The sequence below is a fragment of the Glycomyces sp. NPDC049804 genome (assembly GCF_040674615.1).
GTDB lineage: Bacteria > Actinomycetota > Actinomycetes > Mycobacteriales > Micromonosporaceae > Glycomyces > Glycomyces niveus.
Window position 1 is genome coordinate 14,669 of sequence record NZ_JBFAMQ010000025.1, and the last position, 25,307, is coordinate 39,975.

At 70.4% G+C, this 25,307-nt stretch carries 15 protein-coding genes; 7 read left to right on the plus strand and 8 right to left on the minus strand.

Annotation, left to right across the window (positions count from 1 at the left end):
- Nucleotides 1–28 precede the first annotated feature (28 nt).
- Together AB0K52_RS24310 and AB0K52_RS24315 are read left to right on the plus strand one after the other, a co-directional pair.
- Complete coding sequence (locus AB0K52_RS24310) at nt 29–1,795, plus strand: putative Ig domain-containing protein (RefSeq protein WP_363536650.1); 1,767 nt, start codon at nt 29–31, stop codon at nt 1,793–1,795.
- The gene (locus AB0K52_RS24315; RefSeq protein ID WP_363536653.1) at nt 1,795–5,169 is read left to right on the plus strand and encodes an alginate lyase family protein; all 3,375 of its coding nucleotides are present in this window, start codon (nt 1,795–1,797) and stop codon (nt 5,167–5,169) included. Before AB0K52_RS24310 ends, AB0K52_RS24315 begins: the two co-directional genes overlap by 1 nt.
- Before the next feature lie 58 nt (nt 5,170–5,227).
- Here the strand turns inward: AB0K52_RS24315 and AB0K52_RS24320 are convergent, their stop codons facing one another.
- The 5 genes from AB0K52_RS24320 to AB0K52_RS24340 form a co-directional block, all read right to left on the minus strand.
- Nucleotides 5,228–6,538 (minus strand): amidohydrolase family protein, encoded by a 1,311-nt coding sequence (locus tag AB0K52_RS24320; protein ID WP_363536656.1) that lies wholly within the window; start codon nt 6,536–6,538, stop codon nt 5,228–5,230.
- A complete protein-coding gene (locus AB0K52_RS24325; RefSeq protein ID WP_363536659.1) occupies nt 6,535–8,097 on the minus strand; it encodes an FAD-dependent oxidoreductase in 1,563 nt (520 codons plus the stop codon). The genes AB0K52_RS24320 and AB0K52_RS24325 overlap by 4 nt, the downstream gene beginning before the upstream one ends.
- Complete coding sequence (locus AB0K52_RS24330; protein ID WP_363536661.1) at nt 8,094–8,993, minus strand: alpha/beta fold hydrolase; 900 nt, start codon at nt 8,991–8,993, stop codon at nt 8,094–8,096. The genes AB0K52_RS24325 and AB0K52_RS24330 overlap by 4 nt, the downstream gene beginning before the upstream one ends.
- On the minus strand, nt 8,990–9,841 hold the full coding sequence (locus AB0K52_RS24335; RefSeq protein ID WP_363536664.1) for an alpha/beta hydrolase: 852 nt from the start codon (nt 9,839–9,841) through the stop codon (nt 8,990–8,992). The genes AB0K52_RS24330 and AB0K52_RS24335 overlap by 4 nt, the downstream gene beginning before the upstream one ends.
- 106 nt (nt 9,842–9,947) lie before the next feature.
- Entirely contained in the window at nt 9,948–10,559 is a 612-nt protein-coding gene (locus AB0K52_RS24340) for a TetR/AcrR family transcriptional regulator (protein WP_363536718.1), read from the minus strand.
- A gap of 300 nt (nt 10,560–10,859) precedes the next feature.
- Here AB0K52_RS24340 and AB0K52_RS24345 point away from each other — a divergent pair, with 300 nt between their 5' ends.
- The gene (locus AB0K52_RS24345; protein ID WP_363536667.1) at nt 10,860–13,430 is read left to right on the plus strand and encodes a family 78 glycoside hydrolase catalytic domain; all 2,571 of its coding nucleotides are present in this window, start codon (nt 10,860–10,862) and stop codon (nt 13,428–13,430) included.
- Here the strand turns inward: AB0K52_RS24345 and AB0K52_RS24350 are convergent.
- The gene (locus AB0K52_RS24350; RefSeq protein WP_363536670.1) at nt 13,397–14,278 is read right to left on the minus strand and encodes an AraC family transcriptional regulator; all 882 of its coding nucleotides are present in this window, start codon (nt 14,276–14,278) and stop codon (nt 13,397–13,399) included. The two genes, AB0K52_RS24345 and AB0K52_RS24350, sit on opposite strands and share 34 nt — an antisense overlap.
- 244 nt (nt 14,279–14,522) lie before the next feature.
- Here AB0K52_RS24350 and AB0K52_RS24355 point away from each other — a divergent pair, with 244 nt between their 5' ends.
- A complete protein-coding gene (locus AB0K52_RS24355; RefSeq protein WP_363536673.1) occupies nt 14,523–17,657 on the plus strand; it encodes an AbfB domain-containing protein in 3,135 nt (1,044 codons plus the stop codon).
- 112 nt (nt 17,658–17,769) lie between these two features.
- Entirely contained in the window at nt 17,770–18,777 is a 1,008-nt protein-coding gene (locus AB0K52_RS24360; protein ID WP_363536676.1) for a LacI family DNA-binding transcriptional regulator, read from the plus strand.
- A 187-nt stretch (nt 18,778–18,964) separates the two neighbouring features.
- On the opposite strand, the gene AB0K52_RS24365 is transcribed toward AB0K52_RS24360, so the two are convergent.
- Nucleotides 18,965–19,273 carry a hypothetical protein gene (locus AB0K52_RS24365; RefSeq protein WP_363536679.1) on the minus strand — a complete coding sequence of 103 codons (309 nt, stop codon included), beginning with the start codon at nt 19,271–19,273 and terminating at the stop codon, nt 18,965–18,967.
- Nucleotides 19,274–19,712: 439 nt separating this feature from the next.
- On the opposite strand from AB0K52_RS24365, the gene AB0K52_RS24370 reads away from it, so the two are divergent.
- On the plus strand, nt 19,713–22,064 hold the full coding sequence (locus AB0K52_RS24370) for a xyloglucanase (RefSeq protein WP_363536682.1): 2,352 nt from the start codon (nt 19,713–19,715) through the stop codon (nt 22,062–22,064).
- Nucleotides 22,065–22,452: 388 nt separating this feature from the next.
- On the opposite strand, the gene AB0K52_RS24375 is transcribed toward AB0K52_RS24370, so the two are convergent.
- Nucleotides 22,453–24,393 carry an ABC transporter ATP-binding protein gene (locus tag AB0K52_RS24375; protein WP_363536685.1) on the minus strand — a complete coding sequence of 647 codons (1,941 nt, stop codon included), beginning with the start codon at nt 24,391–24,393 and terminating at the stop codon, nt 22,453–22,455.
- Nucleotides 24,394–24,683: 290 nt separating this feature from the next.
- On the opposite strand from AB0K52_RS24375, the gene AB0K52_RS24380 reads away from it, so the two are divergent.
- Nucleotides 24,684–25,196: a hypothetical protein gene (locus AB0K52_RS24380; RefSeq protein WP_363536688.1), complete on the plus strand. Its 513-nt coding sequence runs from the start codon at nt 24,684–24,686 to the stop codon at nt 25,194–25,196.
- Nucleotides 25,197–25,307: the final 111 nt, after the last annotated feature.

The window sequence follows — 25,307 nt, forward strand, 5'->3', positions numbered from 1 at the left end:
CCCTCCCCTTGCGAACGAATGAGGAACCATGATCGACAACCCTTCCCACTCCAGCCTCTCCCGCAGAACCGTCCTCCAGGCGAGCGGCGCCGCCGTCGTCGCCGGCTACCTGGCGACCGCCGCGGGCCCTGCCTCGGCCCAGGAAGCGCCGGCGAACGCGATCGCCACCTACCCCGTCCCGGACGGCGTCGCGCAGAACGGCAGCTTCGAGGTGCACGTCCGCAACGGCCAAAGCGAATGGCAGCGACTCGGCGTCTACAACACCACGCTCAAGCAGATCAACGCCGAAACCGGCGGCGACCAGCGATTCAACTCCTCAGTGGCCTACTTCGACTTCTCCGGCGAAGTCGAAGTGAAGGTGCGGTACACCAAGGGCGCCATCCAGAAAGCGCGGATCAGGCCGCTCTCCTACGACATCGAGCCGGTCGTGGAGGAGGACACCGTCGAGTTCACGCTCACCGAGCCGCGCAAGATCGTCGTCGAGGTCAACGACGACCTGTACGACTGCCTCCACCTTCTGGCGCACCCGATCGAAGCCGACGCGCCGGACCCCGAGGACCCTGACGTCATCTACTTCGGACCCGGCGTGCACACCGGCGCCGCCGTCGCGGTCGCGAGCGGCCAGACGGTCTACCTCGCCGGCGGCGCGGTCGTCAAGCGCAACATCACCTTCGACAACGTGGAGAACGCGACCCTGCGCGGCCACGGCATGATCTACGGCGTCCAGTGGGGCGCCGCCCCGGTCCGGAACTCGAAGAACATCCTGATCGACGGCGTCACCATCATGAACAACCCCACCGGCAACGCGCTCGACATCGGCGAGTCCGAGCAGGTGACGGTCCGCAACCTCACCTACTTCAGCTCCGGCAAGTGGGGCGACGGCATCAACATCTTCTGCAGCAGCGACGTGCTCCTCGAGCGGCTCTTCATGCGCAGCTCGGACGACTGCGTCACGCTCTACGGCCACCGCAACCAGTACTACGGCGACGTCCGCAACATCACGCTGAGGGACTCGTCGCTCTGGGCCGACGTGGCGCACCCGATCAACATCGGCACGCACGGCAACACCGACGACCCCGAGACGATCGAGAACGTCGTCTTCTCCAACATCGACATCCTCGACCACCGCGAACCGCAGCTCAACTACCAGGGCTGCATCGCCATCAACCCCGGCGACTCGAACCTCGTCCGCAACGTGCGCGTCCAGGACGTGCGCGTCGAGGACTTCCGGTGGGGCCAGATCATCCATATGCGCGTCGCCTACAACAAGTCCTACAACACCTCGGTGGGGCGCGGCATCGAGCAGGTCTTCGTGAAGAACCTCAGCTACGACGGCGGCAACGCCGAGCTCGGGCTCCTGCTGGGCTACGACGCCGAGCACGCCATCAAGGACGTCGTCTTCCAGAACTTCACGGTCAACGGCAAGCTCATCGCCGACAACATGCGCAAGCCCGGCTGGTTCAAGACCACCGACATGGTGCCGATGCACGCCAACGAGCACGTCACCGGGCTGCGCTTCCTGAACGCGGCCACCGCCCCGTCCACGACCGCACCCGCACTGCTCGCCGCCGACACCCTTGCGACCAAGGCCGGCGCGCCCACGGTCTACACGATCAGCGCGACCGGGTTCCCCGAGACGTTCGCCGCCTCGGGCCTGCCCGAGGGCCTCGCCGTCGACACGGCCACCGGTGTCGTCTTCGGCGCGCCCGCGGCCGCGGGCACCTACGAAGCCACCGTCAGCGCCGCCAACGCGAACGGCACCGCCGACCAGACCGTCACGATCACGGTGCAGTGATGAGCCGACTCCACACCACCCGCCGCACCCTCCTTCGGGGCGCGGCGGGCACCCTCATCGCGGTGACCGCCGCGAACGCCCTCCCCGCGAGCGCGGGCCACGCGGCGCCCCCGAACACCGACGCGGCGTTCGCGCACCCTGGCCTGCTGCACAGCGCCGCCGACCTCGAGCGCATGCGCAAGGCCGTCGCCGCCCAGGAAACGCCTGTCTACCAGGGGTTCACGGCGATGGCATCCCACTACCGGTCGTCGTTCGACTACAAGGTCCGCAATACCGGCCAGGTCGCCTCGTGGGGCCGCGGCCCGAACGACCACACCAACGAAGCGGCCGAGGACGCGGGCGCCGCCTACCAGAACGCGCTCATGTGGACGATCACCGGCGACAGGCGGCACGCGGACAAGGCCCGGGACATCCTGAACGCGTGGTCGGCGAGTCTCGGCATGATCACCGGCGCGGACGGCCAGCTCGGTGCCGGACTCCAGGGCTTCAAGCTCGCCAACGCGGCGGAGATCCTGCGGCACAGCGGATACGACGGCTGGACCGACGCGGACATCGCCCGCTGCGAGCAGTCCTTCAAGGACGTCTGGTACCCGTCGGTCTCCGGGTACGCGCTGTTCGCCAACGGGAACTGGGACCTCGCCGCGCTCCAGACGGTCATCGCGATCGCCGTCTTCTGCGACGACCGCGTCATGTTCGAGGACGCCGTGCGATACGCGGTGGCCGGCGCCGGCAACGGCTCGATCACCGGCATCGTCGTCGACGAATCCGGCCAAGGGCAGGAGAGCGGGCGCAGTCAGTCCTACGCCCAGCTCGCGCTCGGCCTGCTCGCCGACGTCGCCGAAGTCGCCTGGAACCAAGGGGTGGACCTGTACGGCCATGCGGGCAACCGCATCCTCGCCGGGTTCGAGTACACCTCGCGGTACAACCTGGGCGGCGAAGTGCCCTTCATCCCCGACTTCGACCGGACCGGCAAGTACCTCAAGACCGCCGTCTCGAGCGGCAACCGCGGGCAGTGGCGCCCGATCTTCGAGATGGCTTTCGGGCACTACGCGGGCCGCCTCGGACTCGCCGCACCCGAAACCGAGCGAGTGGTCTTCCGCCAGACCGGCGGAGGCCGCTTCATCGAGGGGCACAACGACGACCACCCGTCCTGGGGCACGCTCTCCTTCGCTCGTCCCCGGGCCGAGGCGGCGCCGCCGCAGTCCCCGCCTCCCGCCCCGGCCGGACTCACCGCCCACGGCACCGAGGAAGCGGTCGCCGTCGAGTGGGTCGCCTCGGTCGAACCCGCCAGCAGCGCCCCGGCCACCGGTTACACGGTCAAGCGCGCCGCCCTCGACGACGACGAGTTCACGGTCGTGGCCAGGGGCGTCACCTCCCTTTCGTACCGCGACGAGGACATCGAGCCGGGACGGACCTACGTCTACGCCGTCGCCGCTTCGAACGCGGTGGGAACCGGCCCGGACTCGCTCGGCATCGCCGTGACCGCAGGTCTGCCCGCCGCATGGGAATCCGCGGACGTCGGCGAGGCCGCGCCCGCCGGCACCGCCGATTTCGACGGGCAGGCGTTCCGCGTCGAAGCCGGCGGCGAGGACATCGTCGGCGCGCACGACTCGTTCCGTTTCACGTATCTGCCGATGACCGGCGACGGCACGATCACCGCGCGCGTCGCCTACCCCGTCAGCTCGCAATACGCCAAGGTCGGCGTGATGATGCGCGAGTCCCTGGAGCCGGACGCCGCACACGCGTCGATGCTCATCCAGGGACTGCCGCTCCACACCTGGAGCGGCGTGTGGACGACTCGCGCCGAGACCGGAGGCGACACCTCCGGCACCGGCGGCGCACTCGTCCCGCCGACCCAGCGGACCGAGATCACCGCGAACGCCGGGTTCCCCATCTCCGAACTCGGATCGCTCCCCGTCTCCGCGACCCCGCTGCCCGCGCCTTATGCCGAAGGCGCGAGCGACGGCTACCGCTGGCGCCGGCCATACTGGGTGCGGTTGCGGCGCAAGGGATCCAAATTCAGCGGCTGGATATCGCCCGACGGCGGGGCCTGGGAGAAGGTCGGCTCCGCCGAACTGGACCTCGAACAGGACCTGTTCGTCGGCCTCGCCGTCTGCTCATCGCTCGGCGTCGACGCGGACTACGCCGAACGCACCTCGGCGGCCTTCGACAACGTCACCGCTCCCGGATGGTCGGTCGGGGCCCCTGCGGTCGCGGTGGGGGACCTGCACGCCCGGGCGGGCGCGAGTGCCGTCGAACTCTCCTGGTCGGGCGCGGACCTCGCCGCCCGCTACACCGTGAAGCGCGCCCCCGCGAGCGGCCGCTTCACGGTCCTCGCCCGCGACATCGCCCCGGTGGGCTTCGGCGTGCGGGCCCGGTACGCGGATGCGACCGGGAATCCCGGAGACGAGTACCGGTACATCGTCTGCGCCTCGAACGCCGATGGCAACGGCCCGCCTTCGACGGAGGCCCGAGCGGTCATGCCGACGCCGCCGGCACCCGTGATGACGGCGACGAGCACGGCATTCGCCAACGCTGGCAGACCGTTCAGGCACCTCATCCGCGCCACGGGCGATCCGACCGGCTTCACCGCGAGCGCACTGCCCGACGGCCTGCGCTTGGACGCGAAGACCGGCGTCGTCTCGGGAACGCCGACCGCCGCAGGCGAGTCCACCGTCCAGGTGACCGCCTCGAACGCGAGCGGCACCGCCAGCGGGGACCTCGTGCTCAAGGTCGGCGCCGCGCCGCCACCGCCTTGGAACTATCGGGACATCGGCGACGTCGTGCCCGACGAGCGGATGCTCGGATCGCGCAGCGTCGTCGCCGTCCGCACGCCGGGCATCACCGGGTACGACGAGGGGACCGGGACTTTCACGCTCCGCGGCGCCGGCACCGACCTCAACGTCATCAACCAGGGCATGACGGTTCACTACGCCTCCGTCATGTTCACAGGCGACGGCGCGATTACCGCGCGCCTCGTCGACTGGCAAGCCGCAGCGGCGAACGGACGCGTCGGCCTGGTGATGGCCAAGTCGCTCAACCCGTTCGACCAGATGGCCGGGACGGTGCTCGGCAAGAACGGCACCGTCCAGTTCTTCCGCCGCCCGCGAGTGGCCTTCCGTCCCACGACGACCGACGGGCCCGTCAGCACCGGAACCCCGATCTGGCTGCGGCTGCGCAGAGAGGGCGACGCCTTCACCGCCGCGACCTCCGCCGACGGCGAGACGTGGCACCCGATCGGCGAACCGCATCCCATACCCGCCTTCGGCACCGCGCCGTACCACATCGGACTCGCCGTCGTCTCGGGCGATCCGGCGGTCTTGAGCACCGCGGTCTTCGACGAGGTGACGCTGAGCGGTTCGAACGCCGGCTGACGTTCCGCGGCCCCCGGCGGGCCGGGGGCCGCGGAACACGGTCGCAGACCGGCCTTGCTCACTCCTCGAGCACGGTCTGCACCAGGCGCTCGCCGGACGCCCGCAGCCGTTCCTTGATGTCGTCGAGGCCCGAGTGAAGGAGGCGATGGTCGCGCTTGCGCCATCGTCCGGCGATCATGACGGCTTCGACGTTCGCGATGTCGGCGTGCAGCGCGGCCGCGACGGGATCGTGCGCCGGCCACAGATTGAGCCCCCGGGCGTCGATCGCGACGAGGTCGGCTTGCATCCCGGCGTCGAGATGGCCGACCCGGTCGTCGAGGCCGAGCGCCTTGGCGCCTGCGACGGTGGCCCATGCCAGCGCCTGCTTCGCCGTGACCGCGTTCATCAAGGCGGGCATGCCGATGTCCAGATGCTTGGCGTGGTCGAGGCCGCGCTGGTGCGCGAGAGCGATACGGGCGGCGGTGAAGAGCGTGCCGGGTGCGACGGAGTCGACGTCGGTGCCGAGCGACGGCGCGCCGCCGTGGCGCAGGAGCGCGTCGATGACGGGCGTCCCGTGTCCTTGCCCCAGTTCGTTCTCCGGGGTCGAAGTGAAGGTCGCGCCGGCGTCGACGAGCGTTCCGACCCACGCGTCGGGCATGTCCGAGCCGTGCACGATGTTGACGAGCGGGCCGAACAGGCCCGCGTCGCGGACCGCCTCCCACCCGCCTTCGGGCTCCCCGCCGCTCTGGTGGAAGGACGCGACGAGCCCGCGTTCGGCCGCGGCCCGGAGGTCGGCCACTGCCGTGTCGGGATAGCAGTACTGCGGCCCTTGCACAGCCATACCGAGCGTGAGGAGGGAGGCCGCCTCGATCGGGCCGTGCAGCAACCGGTCGATCTCGGTGAGGGGGTGGGGTTCCTCGGGGTCTCGGTAGGGGGTGCCGTGGAAGAAGACGGCGCGGATGCCCGATCGGGTGAGTCCCGCGACACCCGCGTCGGCGTGCTCGGGGGTCAGGCTGTTGTGGCACCAGTCGCCGAGTGTCGTTGTGCCGCAGTCGATCTGGTTCAGGGCCCCGGCGAGGGTGGCGATATGGAGGTCGTCGGGACTGAAGCGTTCCGCGCCGCCGCCGTGCATGTGGCCGAGGTATTGCATGAGCGTCCAGTTGGTGCCCACGGCGCGCAGCCCGGTCTGCCAGGTGTGCAGATGGGCGTTGACGAGGCCGGGGATGACAATGCGGCCGGTGAGGTCGACAAGGTCGGCTCCGGCGCTGTCCAGTCGCTCGCCGATCCGGGCGACGCGACCGTCTTCGACGAGGAGGTCGGCGCGTTCGGCGTCGGGGCGGCCGGGGGCCATGGAGACGATCGTCGCCCCGCGGAGCAGTGTGCGGTTCATTCGTCGGCTCCCGGGCGGGTTGCGGGCATGGGGCGGCTCCTCGTTGTCGGCGTCATCGGCTGGATGGCGGTGCGGATGCGGGTGAGGTGCTCGTCGTTCGCGATGTGGCCGATGTAGCCGTCGGGGCGGACGAGCACGAGCGTGTCCTCGCCCAGGCCGTGGACGCGGTTGAGCGTCCTGGCCGGGTCGGCGAGCCTGCCTTCGGCGCCGATCACGAGGCGCCGCAGCGGGGCGCCGGCGTCGGGCCATGCGAGTCGTTCGAGCGCACGGGCCGAATCGCGGCCGTTCGCGATGGCGGTGAAGTGGGGCCCGCGCATCAGGTCGAACAGTCGCACGCGCTCGCCGTTCGCATGGCGCAGTTCGGCGTCGGGCATCCGGTCCCCCGCGCGGAGGGTCTCGGTCCGGTCGCCGTCCACAGCGGCGAGCGGGCCGCCGAAGTAGGTGAGAGCGAGCTGCTGCTCGTCCTTGCCGCGGCGGATGCTCGACGGGTCGAGTCTGGCGATGCCCTCGTACTTCGACACGGACAGTCCCAGGACTCCGGCCGCGATCGGCATCCGCTCGGCCTCATAGGTGTCGAGCAGCGCCGGATCGGCGCCAGAGAGCACCTGGGCGAGTTTCCATCCGAGGTTGTAGGCGTCTTGGACGCCGGTGTTCAGGCCCTGCGCGCCCGCCGGCGGGTGCACGTGTGCGGCGTCGCCGGCGATGAGGACGCGGCCGGTGCCGTAGCTCTCGGCGAGGCGGATGTTGGGCCTGAACACCGATGTCCACCGGATGTCCGTCAGCGTGATGCGGCGATCGCCGGTCGCCGAGCGGATCCGCTCGTTGAGCCGCGCTTCGTCGAGCACGGGCTCCTCGTCGGGCGCGAGCCGCACCATCCATTGGAACAGGTCGCTGTCGGGCAAGGGGCAGGCCCCGGTGAACTGTCCGCCCCGCCGGGGCCACAGGTGCCACCGGTTCCGCGGCAGGCCCTGGGTCACGGCGTCGACGATGACGATCCGGTCCTCCTCGCGGGTGGATCCGGTGAAATCGATGCCCAGTCGCTTGCGGACCAGGCTCGACCCGCCGTCGGCGCCGACCAGGTAGCGCGCGGTGACGGACTCGGCCCCGGCCGGACCGGCGACGTTGGCGGTGACGTGGCCGGAGTCCTGGGTGAAGTCGATGAGCGCCGTTCCGAACTCGACGCGGCCGCCGAGCTTCTCGAGGCAGCCGTGCAGCGCGCGGTCGGTCCGCGACTGCGGTATCAGCCAGGTGTTCGGATAGGGGACCTCCGGAGTCGGCCTGCTGCGCCTCATCATTCGCCATGGAACGGTGAGCGGACCGAGATGGATGCCCGCCAGCGGATACGTGCTGCCGCCGTCGAGGACGGCCTCGAGCGCCCCCAGATCTTCGAGCACTTCCAAGGTGCGCGGTTGCAGGCCCTTGGCCCGGGAGCCGTCGAAGGCGCGGTCGCCTTTGTCGATGACGCGGACGGAGTGGCCGCGCCGCGTCAGGTCGATGGCGAGCGTGGTGCCGGCAGGACCCGCGCCGACGATCAGGACGTCGAGGATCGGTCGGTTCATGACGCCTCCTTCTGCGCGCGGTCGGCGGTGAACGCGCTGATGCGTTCGGCGACCTCGCCGGGCCGCTCCAGCGGCGCCATGTGGCCGCAGTCCGGTATGACGTGGCATTGCTCGGGCCGCAGCAGCGAGCGGGCGCGGTCGAGCTGATCGATCGGGGTGACCTGATCGTCGGCCCCCCACAACAGGAGCGCGGGGATACCGAGATCGCCGGTGCGGCGGAACCGGTCGGCGCGCCCGGACAGCGGGACGTGCTGGAGGGTGTCGAAGAACGCGAACAGCGATCCCTCGTACCGGTAGGCGTCGAGCACCATCGCGGTCAATCGGGCGGCGAGCTCCGGATCGCGCACGTTGTGGCCGAGATGGGACTCCAGCAGGCGCCGTCCGAAGCGCCGGGCGACGAACCCGGCCAAACGGTCGTTGGCGAGCACTCGGTGCGGCGGGAGGTGCTGCCGGATGAGTCCGGCGGGTCCGGCCAGCGTCAGTGTGGCGACGGTGTCGGGGTGCTCCGCCGCATACGCCATCGCGACGAGTGCGCCCATCGAGGTGCCGACGAGATGCACCGCGCCGTCGATGCCGAGTTCGCTGCGCAACTCGGCGAGTTGCCGGACGAAGAGCGCCTCGTCGTAGCGCGAGCGGACGCGGTCGGAATAGCCGCGCCCGTAGGCGCTGCACGCCAGGGTCCGCACGCCTCGGGTGTGCAGCTGCTCGGCGAGGCCGTCCCAGTAGGCGAGGGGGACGGTCAAGCCGCCCGCGAGCACGGCCACCGGCCCGCCGTCGGGGCCGGACAGTTCGTAGTGGGTGACGCCGTCCGAGAGCCGGACGAACTCGCCGCGCAGGTGCCGCCGTGATGCGGGGTCGAGTCGCCGGTCCTCTTCCGCTGCTGCGAAGTACTTCACGCTCGGTCTCCTCGGTGCTGATCGCCGCGCCCGGCCAGCGGCCGCACGAATGCCGCGATGGCCGCTGCGACCCATTTCGGGTCTTCCTCGGGCAGCAGATGGCCGCCGTCGGGGTGGATCGATTCGATGGCGCCCGGGATGTCCCTGGCGAAGTGCTGGCCGTCGATCGCCGCGCTGCGCAAGACCAGGGTCGGCGCCGACACCCGGGCGAGATCGCCGCTGCGGTCGGGCTGGTCGGTGTTGACGAAGTCGACGAAGGTCGAGCGGTTGCCCGCGCGGTTCATGAGCTGGTGCGACCGTTCCACCATGGCCGCGTCGACGATGTCGGAACGCGGACCCGCGGCCGAGCGCAGATGGCGTTCGATCGCGCGACGCGGCATCAAGCGGCGCAGGACCGGGCGCAGCAGCGGGTTCCGAGCGAGTCGCAGCGCGGGAGGGACGGTCTTCTCCGGATAGCCGGTGGCGTTCACGAGCACCAGCCCGGCGACGCGCTCGGGGTAGTCCAGCGCCAGGTTCCAGGCGATGTTGCCGCCCAGCGAGTTCCCGACCGCGAAGCAGCGGCTCACGCCGACCGCGTCCAGAAAGCGGGCGACGGTGGCCGCATAGGTCGGAACCCGGTAGTCGCGGTCGGCGCGCGCGCCGGTGAGCCCCCAGCCGGGAAGGTCGGGGCGGATGACATCGAGACCATTCGACAGCAGGGTTGCGACCTGCTCGAAGTGATGCAGCGACGAAGCGCTGCCGTGCAGCAGCAGGACGGCGGGGCCGTCGCCCGCCCGCTTGTAGTGGAGGCGCAGGCCGTCGACGGTGGCGAACTGCGAATCGGCTTGCGGTTCAGACCATGCGATCATAATGGATACAGTGTAGCCGATATTATGGCCCGGTCAACCCGATCTGTCCGATCGCGCAGTGAGGAGGGGCGCTGAGCAGGCGGTTCGCCCGTTGAAGCCCCGGTTGTCAGCGCGTCTCGCGCGATTCCCGAAGGCCCGCGAGCAGCAGGTCGAGCCCGAAGGCGAACTCGTCCTCGAGCGGCGTGGGCAGGGACGATGCGACGAGGGCGGTAGCGGGGAAGGAGGCCGGGTCGACCTTGCCGAACACCGCAGCCGCCGTGTCCTCGCCCCGCCCGGGATCGTCATCGAGCTGGACCGCGAAACCCAGGACGTAGCGAGCGAGCGTGGCGTAGGCGCGGGCCGCGGTACGGGGCGAGAATCCGTTGCCGAGCAGCACCGCGAGGCATTGCTCGCGCAGTGCCATCGCATGCGGGCCCAGTGGAACCTGTTCCATGAGCAGGCGCGCGACCCGGCGATGCCGGCTCAGGGTGTCGAACATCGTGCGGGCGATCGCGCGGCAGGCCGGCTCCCATCCCGATGCGGCCAGATCCTTCGGTATCGGGTCGACGCCCGCGAACATCTGGTCCACGACATGCGCGACGAGCGCCGCTCGGCCGCCGAAGTGCCGGTACAGCGTCGCCGTGCCCGAACCCAGGCGCTGCGCCAGCGAGCGCATCGAGAGCGCCTCGGCGCCCTCCTCCTCCACGATCTGCACGGCGACCGCGATGATCCGCTCCAGCGGGAGGGGCGGACGCCCCGCGCCTCGGCTGGTGCTCGGCTCGACCTTTCCGCCGGGTCCGGGATTCTTCGTCACCGGAGAAGTATGCCCTGGCGAGGCCCGGGCCCGCTCCCCGCCGAGATCCGAGGGTCGCGGCAGGGCCGCGCGAGGAACCCGGCCTCGGCGTGTTCGAGTTCGCCACCGTCGTCCCGAAAGCCTCGAAGCATGGTCGGTTTCGTGCTAGTCCACGTTGCTCGCGGCCTAGGTGCGGGCCGCTCGCCCGCCTAGCGTCGGTACCACCGACCGAAGGAGAGGGCTCCCTTGACCAACCGCTACGCAGGCCTGCGCACCCGCGACGACTCGGGATCGATCGCGACGGGCGAGGCCCGCCCGCTCCTGTCCTGGCACTCGACGGGGGCAGGGGCCTACACGGTCGAGTCTGCCGCCGACGCCGCGTTCTCGGAGGTCATCGCCTCCGAGTCGACCGACCGCACATTCGACGTCCCCTTGCCGGGGCCCGCGCTCGCCAGCCGCGAGGTCCGCTGGTGGCGGGTCCGCGCCGAACCGGGCGAGGACTGGAGCGAGCCGTGCCGGATCGAGGCGGCGCTGCTCGACGCCGGCGACTGGACCGCGCGGCCGGCAAGCGTTCCCTCCGAGCCCGGATCGGTGCCGCTTCTGCGCCGCGAGTTCACACTGCCGCAAGGGATTCGAGCCGCGCGGCTGTATGTCACCGCGCTCGGTCTCCACCAGACCTGGATCAACGGCGCCCTTGTCGGCGAAGACCTGCTCGAGCCGGGCTGGACCGAGTATCGCGACCGCCTCCTGTACGCGACCTACGACGTCACGGAGCTGCTCGCAGCAGGCCCGAACGCGATCGGCGCCATGATCGGGGACGGCTGGTACCGGGGCCGGCTCGGCTGGTTCGGCCGCTCGGCCTGGTACGGCGATCAGGTCGCGCTGCTCGCGCAGCTCGAGGTCGAGACCGATGCGGGCCGCATCGTCATTGCGACCGATGGCGCCTGGCGCGGCGGGAGCGGCGCGGTCACCGCCGCGGGGCTCTACGAAGGCTGCACGATCGACCTCCGGAAGGAACCGCGCGGCTGGAAGGAGCCGGGTTTCGACGACCGCGACTGGACCGCCGCGACCGTCCTCGATTTGCCCGCGGGCCTTGAACACCGGGCGATGCCCGGGGTCCGGGCCGTCCGCGCCTGGCCGGTCGAGGCGGTAGCGGACGGCGAGCGCCTGCGCCTCGACACCGGGCAGAACCTCTCGGGGCACCTTCGCATCGCCGCGAGCGGACCGGCCGGGGCCGCGGTCATCGTGCGCCACGCCGAAGTCCTCGACGACCATGGCGGCCTGCACACCGCGCCGCTGCGCGCCGCCACCTCCATCGACCGGTACCTCCTCGACGGTGAACCCGCCGTCCTCGAGCCGATCTTCACCTTCCACGGCTTCCGGTACGCGGAGATCACCACCGACCCCGAAGTCCGCATCGAAGCGGTCGAGGCGGTCGCGATCAGCTCCGACCTGCGACGGACCGGTCGCTTCTCCTGCTCCGACGACCGCGTGAACCGCTTGTACGACAACGTGGTCTGGTCCCAGATGGACAACTTCGTCAGCATCCCGACGGACTGCCCGCAGCGGGACGAACGACTGGGGTGGACCGGGGACATCCAGGTCTTCGCCCCGACCGCCTGCCGCAACTTCGACGCCCGCTCGTTCCTGCGCAACTGGCTGCGCGACCTCGCCATCGCCCAGTACGCGGACGGGAAGATGCCGCACGTCGTGCCCGACATCCTCGCCGACCTGGGCGACTGGGGCTCGGGCTCGACCGGTTGGGGCGATGCGGCGGTGGGCGTCCCCTGGGCGCTGTACGAGGCCTACGGCGACCTGGAGACCCTGCGCGACCAGTACGCGTCGATGCGGGCCTGGGTCGATTGGGGTGCGAAACGCCTCGACGCCGACCGCGTGTGGTCGGAGGGGTTCCACTTCGGGGACTGGCTCGACCCGGGCGCCCCCGCCGGCGATCCGGCGCGGGCCTCCGTGCCGACCCCGTTCACGGCCACTTCCTACCTCTCGCACAGCGCCCGGCTCTTGGCCCGCGTAGCGGCGCTGCTCGACCGGGCAGAGGACGCCCGCCATTACGGGGCCCTGGGCGACACGATCGCCGACGCCGCCTGGCGGCACTTGGGGCGCACGGCGATCGAGACGCAGACGGGCTGCGCGATGGCGCTCCGGTTCCGGATCGCCCCCGACGTCGAGCGGGAGGCGGTGGGGGAGCGGCTCGCCGCGCTCGTGCGCGCGAACGGCGGCCGCATCGGCACCGGCTTCCTCGGCACCCCGCTCGTCCTCCATGCCCTCACCGACACCGGCCATCATGAGGAGGCGTACCTGCTGCTCATGAACGACCGCTGCCCCGGCTGGCTCCACCAGATCCGGAAGGGCGCCACGACAGTGTGGGAACGCTGGGATGCGATCGGCGAAGACGGCCGCGTCCACGGCGGCGACATGGACGGGGGCGGGTCGATGCTGTCGTTCAACCACTACGCCTACGGCGCGGTCGCCGACTGGCTCTACGCCACCGTCGCAGGGCTTTCGCCGGCCGCGCCCGGTTGGAGCGCGATCGCGTTCGCGCCCGTGCCCGGCGGCGGACTGTCCTGGGCCTCGGCCGAGATGGACACGCCGCACGGGAGGGCCGCCATCCGTTGGGAGACCGGCGACGGCTCGTTCAGCGCTGAGGTCGAAGTCTCCCCGGGGGCCACGGCGGCCTTCACGCTTCCGCCGGGGGACTGGTCGAGGCTCCGGCTCGACGGCCGGACCGTGCCGACGGCACCAGTGCTGGACCTCGGTCCGGGCGTTCACCGCATCGCGTTGTCGTCATCGCCGTCGTGACCTGCGAACCGCTTCCGGTACGCGGTCGGGCTCATCCCGGCGTGCTCCCGGAAACGGCGCGCGAACAGGTTCTGGTCGGCGACACCGACTCGCCGGGCTATCTGCCCGACCGGCAGGTCGGTGCCCAGCAGTAGGCCCGCGGCCGTTTCGACGCGGTGCCGGGCGAGATATGCCATCGGCGGCAATCCCATGGCCGCCTTGAAGATCCGCGCGAGATAGCCCGGCGAGAGGTGCAGTTCGGAACCGAGGTCCTCCAGTGTCCAAGTCTCGTCGAACCGTGCCTCGAGCAGCCGCGCCGCGGCGTTGACCCCGGGATGCACCCCGGGTCCCTCCGCGGACCGTTCGATCAGCGCGCGTGCGGCGAAGCCGAGCACCAACGTCAACCGCCCCACGGCGTCCGCTCGCCGCGACTGGGCGTCCAGCGCGCCGAGCGCGTCGAGGTGGCCGATGCACTCCTCCAGCGCCTCGCCCTCGAGCCGCCCGTCGGACTGCCCGCTCCCGCCGCCCGCCCACAACAGCCGCCCCAGCATCGGGTCCTCCCGCATCCACGACAGTTCCCCCTGCAGCAGTTCGGAATTGAAACAGCAGTTCAGGAGTTCGAGGCCCTCGCACTGCTCGTACGAATGCCAAAGCCCCGGCCGCAGCAGCACCACGTCGCCGGCCGCGACGGGGCGCCGCCCGGCGGCGGAGCAGTGCACGCCCGAACCCGCGGCCACCACGACCAGCTCGATGAAGCCGTGCGAGTGCGCGTGCATCGTGCCTTCGTGCAGGTATCGACCGCTATGCACCCGCAGGCCGGGCGTCAGCGACATCGATCCCCGCCACTCGCGGAGCACGAACGAACCCATGACACAGGTATATCCCGCCGAACCGCGAGTTCGAAGGCACGTCCGGTTCGGCGTCGTTCCATGGGGGCCGAGCACTCGCTGCAGGCGGCGGCGAAGGCTCGAGGTCACGATTTCGATCCTGTCCGTCAGCCTCTTGCTTCCGCTGATCAGAGCCGGTACGTTGTTCAGCGAACCGGTTCGCTGTAGTGACGCTTCTCGAAGTGTCGTGAGCGGCGGACTTCTCAGTGTCGAGAGTGAGGCGAAAATGGACGTACGAACACGGCGAGCCGCGCGAATATGCAGTGCCATCGCGGCGGCCGCGATCATCCCCTTGGCCGCGGTGCCCGCCGCAGGTCAGGAAGCGGATGTCATCAGGGTCGATCTCGGCAAGACCACCGGAGACTTCCTCGGAGGGGCGTCGGGCACACTGTACGGCCTCTACGACGAGGGACTCCCTTCCGAGAACCTCATCGACGGCATCGATCTGACCACGGTCGCCACCAAGGCGCAGGACGGCCCGCAGCACCCGGGCGCGGACGCGCTCGAAGTCCTCGGCCCGGTGGTGGAGGCCTCGAACGGCGACGTCTACATCTACATGACCGACATCCACCGAGGCTTCCCCTACCAGTGGCCCGGCGCCACCCCGGAGGAGAAGCTCGACCTCTACATGGCGAAGATCCGGCTCCAGGTCGAGCAGGTGGCCGCCCTCCCGGCGGAGCAGCAGGACAACGTCGTGTTCATGCCGTACAACGAGCCTGAGGGCAACATGTTCGGCACCGGCACCTGGAGCTACAACCGTGTCAGTTGGCTGAACGACCCGCAGTACTTCTTCGCGGCCTGGGACCGCGCCTACGCGGAGATCCGCTCGATCCTGCCCGAGGCGCGCATCGGCGGCCCGAACACCAGCACCCTCTACAACCAGGTCGAGGGCTTCATGGCGCACACCGTCCAGGCCGGGACGGTGCCGGACGCGGTGGTGTGGCACGAGCTGTCGGCTCCCGCCATCATCAGATCCAACGTGGACAAGTACCGGGGCTGGGAGGCCAAGCACTTCGCAGGCACGCCATACGAAGGCACCCGACTGCCGATCAACATCACCGAGTACGCGTACAACTACCACACCTCCGTCCCTGGCCAGATGATCCAGTGGATCTCCGCTTTGGAGGACAAGAAGGTCTACGGCGACATCGCCTACTGGAACATCGACGGCAACCTCTCCGACTCGGCCGTGCAGGCCAACCGCGCCAACGGCCAGTGGTGGCTCCTGCACGCCTACAGCCAGATGCACGGTGCGCAGACGGTCGCGGTCACGCCGCCGCGGCCGGGCGTCAGCTACACCTTGCAAGGCGTCGCGGCCCTGGACACCGACAAGCGGCAGGCCCGCGTCCTGCTCGGCGGCGCGAGCGGGGCGTACACGCTCGCCCTCGACAACGTCCCCGCCGGGACCTTCGGCCAGAACGTGCACGCGGTCGTGCGCGAGATCGGCTGGAGCGGCCAGCTCGGCGACTCGGCCCAACCCTCCACAGTGGCAGAAGTCGATGTGGCGGTCTCAGGCGGCACCGCCGAACTCGACTTCGGCTCCGGCGGACTGCCGGCGCTCAGCGCCGAATCCGCGTACGAGGTCATCGTGACACCGAGCGTCTCCCCCGGCGACGCGGCCGTCCCGCGGACGGCATGGGAATCGACGTACGAGGCCGAGAACGCCACCTTCACCGGCACGGGCCTGCAGCGCAACGGCCCTGAAGGCTCCCCTTCCGCCGTCGCGAAGTTCTACACCTCCGGCGGTTACAACGTCGGCGGGATGCGGACCGGCGCGGACAACGCGCTCGCGTTCAACGTCAGCGTCCCCCAGGACGGCGTCTACGATCTCAGCGTCTTCGCCAGCTCCCTCAACACCGATCCCGAAGTGCAGGCCCAGGGGCCGACGAACATGTTCCTGCGGGTCGACGGCGACGCCGCCACCGAGCAGGAGCTCTTCTTGAGCTTGGGCTACAAGTGGGTGGTGTGGGACCACACCGACACCAAGGTCGAACTCACCGCGGGGGACCACGTGATCACCCTGGCCACCCGCAGCCTCGACGGAACCGGCGCCATCACCGGCGACGTCATCCTCGACAAGATCGACCTCTCACTGCCCCGCCCGGGTCCCGCCGGCGAGGTGTACGAGGCCGAGTTCGCCGAGCTCGACGGCGGCGCGGCCCCCACCTACGCGAGCACGCACCGCGGCTCCGGCCCGGGCGCCGCCGCCGTGCCGGCCGGCGGCGAGGCGACGTTCTGGGTGTACTCCCCGGACGACGCGTCCGCGCTGCTCGACGTCGCCTCGCGCGGCGACCGCAAGGTCGAGCTCGAGGTCAACGGCCAGAGCGTGAGCACCGGCCAGGGCGGCATCGTCAACGCCTTCCTGCTCGGCGGCGTCAACCAGGTCACCGTCAAAGGCGCGCAAGGGCTCGAGGTCGACCGACTCGCCGTGACGCCCTCCGGTGAGACCACCGGGGCCGTCTACGAAGCGGAGGACGGCACGATCGCCGGAACCGCTGCGGCGGCCGGCCTGTCCCTCGCCTCCGGCGGGACCGCGGTGACCGGCATCGGCGGCGAACCCGGCAACGGGAACTCCCTGACGTTCGACGACGTCGCGGTGACGAAGGCCGGCAAGTACGCCCTCACCTTCCGGTACTCCAACGAGGAGCAATCGCCTTCGACGCATTACAACCCGGACCCGGTCGCACGGTACGCGCTCGTGTCGGTCAACGGCGCCGCCCCCGTCCGCGTGGTCTTCCCCCACTCGTTCCACGAGAACAACTTCTGGGAGCTGACCGTGCCGGTAGACCTCAAAGCCGGGGTCAACTCGATCGTCGTGCGCGGCGAGGAGAAGCCGCAGTGGGACGGAACCAGCTACGCCTCCGACACCTGGCCCGGCGTCCCGCTGCGATCGCAGTACGCGCCGAACCTCGACCGGATAGCGGTCACCCCGCTGTTCGAGGACGTCGCCTGGCGCGAACTGCAGTCCTTCAACTACCCGGACCGCGTCGTCCGGCACGTGAACGGGAACGTCCGCCTCGAGCGGAACCCCGACCCTGAAGCCGACGCGCAGTTCCGGATGGTGCCCGGCCTCGCAGACGGCTCGGCCGAGTACGTGTCGTTCGAGTCGGTGAACAACCCGGGCCACTACCTGCGGCACTCGAACTTCGAACTCGTGCTCGCCCGCGACGACGGCACGGCGCTGTTCGACAGGGACGCCACGTTCAAGATGACCGAGGGCCTGGCCGATGAGTGGTGCACGTCGTTCCAGTCGTACAACTACCCCGCCCAGCACCTGCGCCACTCGGGCTTCGAGCTGCAACTCGACCCGATCGCGTCGGAGATCGACCGCGCCGACGCCACCTTCTGCGTCACGGTCTGATCATCCCTTGTGGCGGCGGCCGGCCCAGCCGGCCGCCGCCGCTCGGTCGGGGGAAGACCTCCAGCGAACCGGTACACTGAACCGGGTTCGAGCGAGGAGCGGAAGGAGCAGCGTGGCCACGATCGGCGATGTAGCACGTGAGGCCGGAGTGTCGCGCAGCACCGTCTCCTCGGTCCTGACCGGGCGCAAATACGTCAGCCCCGAGACGCGGGCCAAGGTCGACGCCGCGGTCGCCAAACTCCGGTTCTCGGTCAACGCCGGAGCCAGGGCGCTGGCGACCTCGCGGACCATGGCGCTGGGAGTCGTCGTCGGCTTCCACGAGGCCGAGTTCAGCCCGGCGCTGGCGGCCTACCTCATCGCCCTGTCCGACGCGGCCCGCGAGCAGGGCTACTCGGTCGTGCTGCTGACCGAGCCCGACGGCGTCGAGGCGGTGCGGCGGGCGATCTCGGGCCGCCAGGTCGACGGCCTCATCCTGCTCAACGTGGTCGACGACGATCCGCGTCTGGAACCGATCAACGACGCGCGCTATCCGGCCGTCCTGCTCGGGATGCCCCAGGACACCCGCGGGGTCGACGCGGTGGACCTCGACTTCGCCGCCGGGGCCGCGGCGCTGGTCGATCACCTCGCCGACGCGGGCCACCGCGAAGCGGTGTTCGTCCAATGGCCCGAGGAGTTGTACGCCTCGGGCAGCACTTATGCGAACCGGTTCGCCAGTGCGGCTCGCGAACGCGCCGAACGGCGCGGCCTGCGCCTCGTGCCGGTCCCTGTGCCGGTGGGGCCCGAGCAGGTGCGCGAGACCCTGCGCGCCGTGCTCCAGAACCCCGAGAACCCGCACGCCCTCCTGATCCACAACGACGCCGCCGTCGCGATGCTGCCCTTCGCGCTTCACGACCTCGGGCTGGAAGTGCCCGCCGACCGCAGCGTCGTCTCGCTGCACGCGGCCGAGCTGGCGCGCCTCTACGTCTTGTCGTTCACCTCGGTCGAGTCCGAGCCGGTGGTCGTCTGCCAGGCCGCTGTCGAAATGCTCGCCAAGCGGATCGCCTCGCCCGGCAGCCCCGCTCAGAAGCGGCTCATCGTGCCGCACCTGGAATCGAAGGGCAGCGTCGAAACGGCCTCCTAGCTCCGCGACGGCAGTCCGTACCCGGTGTGGTCGTCGATCTCGAGGGCCGGCCTTTCGGAACCGTGCCTGACCCAGGGCACGAACACGTGGAAGCAGGCCGAACCATCAAGGTCACCAGACGGGCTTTGCGCCCGCACCCGCAGCCCCGGGGCCAGGCTGCTCCGTCCCTCACGAACCCGGCCGGCTCTTAGAGGTCGAGCGGCCACCCTTCCGGGCCGCTCGCGCGAAGCTGTACGACCTCGTCGCCCGCCATGACCGCGCCACCGATGACAAGCTCTTCCGGGCCTATCTCGACCTCGGTGTCCCCGTGGATGAACGTCAAGGTCATCCCGCCGTCGTTGATGGTGGCCGCTTGCTCTTGCGTGAGGGGCTCGGTGTGGAATTCGGCGCCCTGATAATTCGGGGCGCCGAGGCGGAAACGCACTCGTCCGTCGACCGGGTGTTCGCCGTCAACATGCAGCGTGCCGACGTCAAGGTGCGCGTAGTCGCTGAGCATGGTGCTGATCGTATGGCGCGGCGAGCGGCGGCGAAGCGAAACGGCCGATGACGACCAGCTGCCGGGCGAGGGCTGTCGACGACGGCCGTTCCTTCGATCGGCGTTGCACTGCACGGGTGGCGGTCGGCCGCCCCGCGTCCGAACCTCGCCGGCCGCGAGTGCGCCGCGGCGCCGCAGGAGCGCACCAGACGGGGATCCAGGGTCACGCCGCGTCGCGTTCGGGGAACTGCGCGAAGGGGAGAGCGGTTGCTGCGAACAAAGACTCACTATGTATTGACATGTAACAAAGTCGAGGGTCACGATGTAGGCTCCGGCCGTTCAGGAGATCCCTGCCGGCGGCACGGCCCGTGTTCCCCTCGCAACGACGGGGGACCTGACCGGTTTTGTTCCGCAAGTATGTTGCGTGACAAAACTAAGTTTCGAGCACATAGGAGCGTAAGTGCGACGACGCACCCTCGCAGCATCACTCGGCGCGGCCGCGGCAGCGGCCGCCGCCTTCCCCGTCTACACCTCCCTGGCGGCCGGCAAGCCGCGCCAGCAGCAGTCCTACACCTGGCGCAATGTCGTCGTCAACGGCGGTGGATTCGTACCCGGCATCGTATTCAACGACACTGAAGCGGGACTCATCTACGCCCGCACCGACATCGGCGGCCTCTACCGCTGGCGGGAGGACTCCCAGACATGGAAGCCGCTCACTGACTGGATCGGAGCGGACCATTACGGCTACACCGGGATCGCCTCGGTCGCGACCGACCCCGTCGAGCCCAACCGCGTCTACGCCGCGGTCGGGACCTACACCAACGACTGGGACCCCAACAACGGCGCGATCCTCTACTCCGACGATTACGGCGACACCTGGGGCGTGGCCGAGCTGCCGTTCAAGCTCGGCGGCAACATGCCCGGCCGCGGCATGGGCGAGCGCCTCGCCGTCGACCCCACCGACAACAAGACCCTGTACCTCGGCGCGCCCAACGGCAACGGCCTCCAGCGGTCCACCGACTACGGCCGGACCTGGAGCAAGGTCGAGTCCTTCCCCAACCCGGGGAACTTCGTGGTCACCCCCGGCGACCCGTACAACGGCGACAACCAGGGTGTCCTGTGGGCCGAGTTCGACCCCACCGGCGGCAAGATCTTCGTCGGCGTCGCCGACCCCGACGACCCGCTCTACGTCTCCTCGGACGGCGGCTCGACCTGGCAGCCCGTCGCGGGTGCGGCCGAAGCGATCGGCCGCGCGGGCGAGAACCGCACCATCCCCAAGCAGGCCGCCGCCGACCACGCGAGCGGGCACCTGTTCATCGCCACCGGCAATGACCCGGGGCCGTTCACCTCGGCACCGTCCTCGGGTCGCGGCGGCGAAGTCCAGCGGCTCGACATCGGCACCGGCGAATGGACCGACGTCACGCCCGCCTACAACCCGGCCGACCGGACGCCCGCCTTCGGCGGCATCACCGTCGACCGGCAGAAGCCCGGAACGATCATGGTCGCCACCCTCAACAACTGGCAGCCCGACGAGATCCTGTACCGCTCCACCGACTCCGGCCAGACCTGGGGGACGAGCTGGGACAAGGTCGCCAAGCCCGACGGCTCGCAGGGGCGCACCGACCGCTTCGACCTCGACCACAGCGCCAGCCCGTGGCTGACCTTCGGCAACACCGGCGACGGCTGGAACCTCGAAGTCAAGCACGGCTGGATGATCGAGGCGCTCGCGATCGACCCGCACGACTCCGACAGGATCATGTGGGGCACCGGCGCGACCATCTGGGGCACTGAGAGCCTGACGCAGTGGGACGCCCAGGGCGACCTGGTGGGCGAAGACGGTGGTGCGCTGCCGATCGAGCGGTTCACCGTGGCCGTCCGCGCCCAAGGGCTCGAAGAGTGCTCGTTCCAAGACGTCGCGGCGCTCGGCGGCACGCTGCTCAGCGGCGTCGGGGACCTCGGCGGGTTCGTCCACACGGACCTCACCAAGGCGGTCATGATGATCCGCAAGCCCAACTGGACCACGGGGACCAGTGTGGACTTCGCGGAACTGAACCCGGACGTCCTCGTCGGCACCGGCAACGTGACCAGCGAGCACGGCCACGTCGCCGTCTCGACGGACCGGGGTGCCACCTGGCGGCCCACGACCAGAGTCGCGGGCGTTCCGGGCGACGGTCACGGCGGCATCGTCGCGGTGACCGCCGACGGCTCCGCGATCCTGTGGACCCCCGGTGACAGCACGGTGGCCCCGGTCCGCTCGATCGACCTCGGCCAGACCTGGACCGCCGTCGCGGGCCTGCCGGCCGGCGCGAAGATCCGCGCCGACCGCGCCAACGCCGGCACGGTCTACGCATACGCCGAAGGGGCCTTCTACCGCAGCACCGACGGCGGCGCGAGCTTCAGCGGCACCGGCGCGAGCGGACTCCCCGGCGGCAACGGCGTGGACTTCCGCGCCGTCTTCGGACGCGAAGGCCACCTCTGGCTCGCGGGCGGCGACGGCGCGGGCGGCATGTGGCGCTCCCAGGACGGCGGCTCGACCTGGACCAAGGTCGCGGGCCTCGACCAGGCCCAAGTCGTGGGCTTCGGCAAAGCCGCGGCCGGCCGGGACTACCCGGCGCTCTACGCATCCGCGAGGGTCGGCGGCACGCAGGGCATCTACCGCTCCGACGACGCCGGCGGCACCTGGACCCGCATCAACGACGACGCCCACCAGTGGGCCTTCACCAACACGCGGGTGACCGGTGATCCCGAGGTCTACGGCCGCGTCTACATCGCCACCAACGGCCGCGGACTCATCTACGGCGACATCGGCTGACGCGGAACGCCGCCCCGCTCAAGCGGGGCGGCGTCCCGAAGCCTCCCATGACGCTGACCCCATGCCGCGTCGATTCGTCCGAATGCGAGTCGCCCAGGATCCTCCTGGCTGCGCAAGGTCGCAAAATGCCCTGCGGTGCAATGGTTCGACTCCAAGGCTTGTCGCGCCTGACATCGGCCAGGCATGAGGCCAGGACGTACTGGCGGAGGGGCTTTTTTCGATGACCGAACCGATCAGTCCGCAGGATCAGGTGGTGCTAGGGCGAGTCGGGCGGGCGTGCAACACGGGCAGTCCGGGCCAGGCTCCGCGATCGCCAGCAACCGGCCGATGAGCCCTGACCGGCGGTCTGACGACATGTCAGACCGCCGGTGGCCGCCCCACAGGGGGATCAGGTGGCGTAGGACCGCGCCTGGAGCCGCCAGAGCTCGGCGTAGGCGCCGTCCGCCGCGACGAGGTCGCGGTGTGGGCCGAGTTCGATGAGGCTGCCCGCTTCCAGCACGGCGATCGCGTCGGCGTGGACCACGCCTTGGAGCCGGTGGGAGATCAGCACGGTCGACGCCGTCCCCGCGCGGGCGCGCAGCGTGTCGAAGAGCTGCGCCTCGGCTCTGGCGTCGAGCGCGGCCGAGGGCTCGTCCGCGACGAGCAGCCCGCCGTGGTCGCGGTAGAGCCCTCGCGCCGAGGAGAGCCGCTGCCATTGCCCGCCGCTCAAGTCGGTGCCTCCGCGGAACTCGGTGTCCAGCAACTGGTTCCAGCCGTGCTCGAACCCCTCGATCATGTCGAGCGCGCCCGCGTCCCGGGCCGCCGTGACCAGCCGCTCCCGGTCGACCGGCTCGCTCGACCGCCCGAGCCGCACCGAAAGCTCCGCGGTGAACGGCCAGCGTTGGATCTGCTGGGCGATCACCGCCACATGGCAGCGCCATCGCGCCGGATCGACGCGTGAGATGTCGACGCCGTCCCACAGGATCTGCCCCTTCGTGGGCGTGTACAACCCGCACAGCAGCTTCGCCACGGTGGTCTTGCCCGAGCCGTTCTCGCCCACGAGCGCCAGCGTCTTCCCCCGCTCGATCACGAGGCTCACGCCGGCGACCGCGTCGGTGTCCTTGCCGGGGTACCGGAACGAGACGTCGACCAGTTCGATCAGCTCGGGTGGCGGGAGCGGTCCGGCGCCGGCCTCGACCGGCGCCGGATCGGCGAGGTGGGGCTGCGCCGCGATGCGCTCGGCGGCGATCGCGTCGAACTCGTGCCGGTCGGCCGCGTACAGGCCGTCCTCGTAGACCGTGTTGACGGCGACGAGCAAATTCTCCATGCCCGCCCTCCCCTGCCCGATCGCGATGACCGCGGCGGCGGCGACCGCGAGCGGCACCGTTCCGGCCGCGAGCATCCACAGGAGCGCGCCGTAGACGGCCGCGACCGCGATCCCGGCGACGATCTGGCCGAGCGCGCGCGTGAGCGTCTGCGAGCGGATCACGTCGAAGTCGGCGCGCGTCTCCTGGTCGACCATGACCTGGTGCTGGCCGCGCAGCCACGCGCCAGCCTCGTGGTAGCGCTGGTCGTCGGCGGTCCAGCGGTTGTCCATGAGCCACTCGACCATCCACAGCCGACGCCGCCGCGAGACCCGGGACCGGTTGGAGACGTACATGAGCCGCGCCGACCGGACCGCGGCCCAGCCCGTCGGCAGCGCCGCGGCGAACAGCAGCGGAATGAGCACCGGCTCGATGACCGCGAGCGCGGCGGCCACGGCCGCGACCGTGACGGCCGCCGTCACCAGGTCGACCACATCGCCCACAAGGTCCACGACGGCTCTTGACCCCCGGTCCTTCGCGGCTTTGAGGCGGTCGGCGAACGTGTCGTCGTCGAACGCGGAGCGCGGTACCTCGGTGATGAGCCGGTAGAACTCCCCTTCAGTTCGGTTCAGCACCAAGGGGTTCAACCGCTGCTGCGCGTACCCGGCGACGATGCCCAGGCCCGCGCGGGCTGCCGTCGCGCCCGCGAGCAGCGCCAGCGCCGGACCTGCGGCGAGCACGCGATCCCAGGTCGGCGCCGCTGCGAACAGGGTCGCGGTCGCATCCGAGACGGCCAGGAGCGCCGTCGTCGTCGCGACGCCGGCGACCACGCTGAGCCCGACCGCCGCGACCGTCCAACCCTTCGAAGCGGTCCAGGCGGTCTGCAGCGCCTGCCGCACCAGGCCCGGCAGCCGACGGGCCATGCGCCAGAACGAGGCCGTCTCGGCGTCCTCCGCATGCCGGTACCAGGCGATGTCCTCGAGTTCGGGCAGTGCCGGGGTATCAGCCGTCGTTTGACTGCCCGTTCGCCGCTGTCGCGGTAGCAACCGCGCCAACCATCTTGTCCTGCTTCGCATCCGGCCTCCGTTGCACACTCGCCCAAGCTCGCGCGTCTCATCATCCCGGCCGCCACCGACAATCGGGGTCCCGCAGCCGCTTGCGAAAAGGTCGGGTTCACGACAGCGCCGGGCGCTGGTTCCAGGTCCAGAGGGGCACGTCGAGATGCGCTTCGGTGAAATTGCTGTAGGGGCCGATGTACTCGAATGCGACGGTCAGGGCCAACCCGGGCCCTGCTCTGGCGGGACCGGTCCCGATTGAACCCGCTTACCCTTCGCGCATGGACTCACCTCGAACCTGCGACATGGCCCTCGTCGTCACCGCGCTTGCGACTGCCGCAGCAGTGAGCGCCTGCGCGGAGAGCGAGCCGCCCGCTGAGGAACCGACCACTGCAGCGACTTCGGGCGAGCCTTCGCCGACGGAGATGTCCGGCGAGGAGGCCGCCGAGGCGCTCTGCGCCGAGTTGTCGTCCCTGCTGACCTCGACCGCGATGCTGGAGTTGGGGTTCACGAACGCGGTCCTCGACCACGGGCCGGGCGCGACCGAGGACATGGTTCCCGATCCGTCCACACCCACTGCCGCCTTCAGTATCGCCATGGACGGCCTGACGACGGCGGCGCTCGCGCCTGACGACATCAAGGCGCATGTCCTCACGCTTTCGGACGCGGGAGCGGCCATCAACGAAGTGCTGGCCGACAATGCCTCGCTGGCCGACGTCACCGACATCTGGTACGCCCCCGAGGTGAAGGAGGCCGAGGAGGCGGTGGCGGCGCACTACGAATCCACCTGCTAGCCGCGAGCGCGCACGCAGTTCGAGTCGGTGCCCGCCCGGAAGGACCGACGGTCGAAAAGCGGGACCGATCCTGCGGTCCGCCCTCGCTGACCTGCCGGATGAACGAGCATC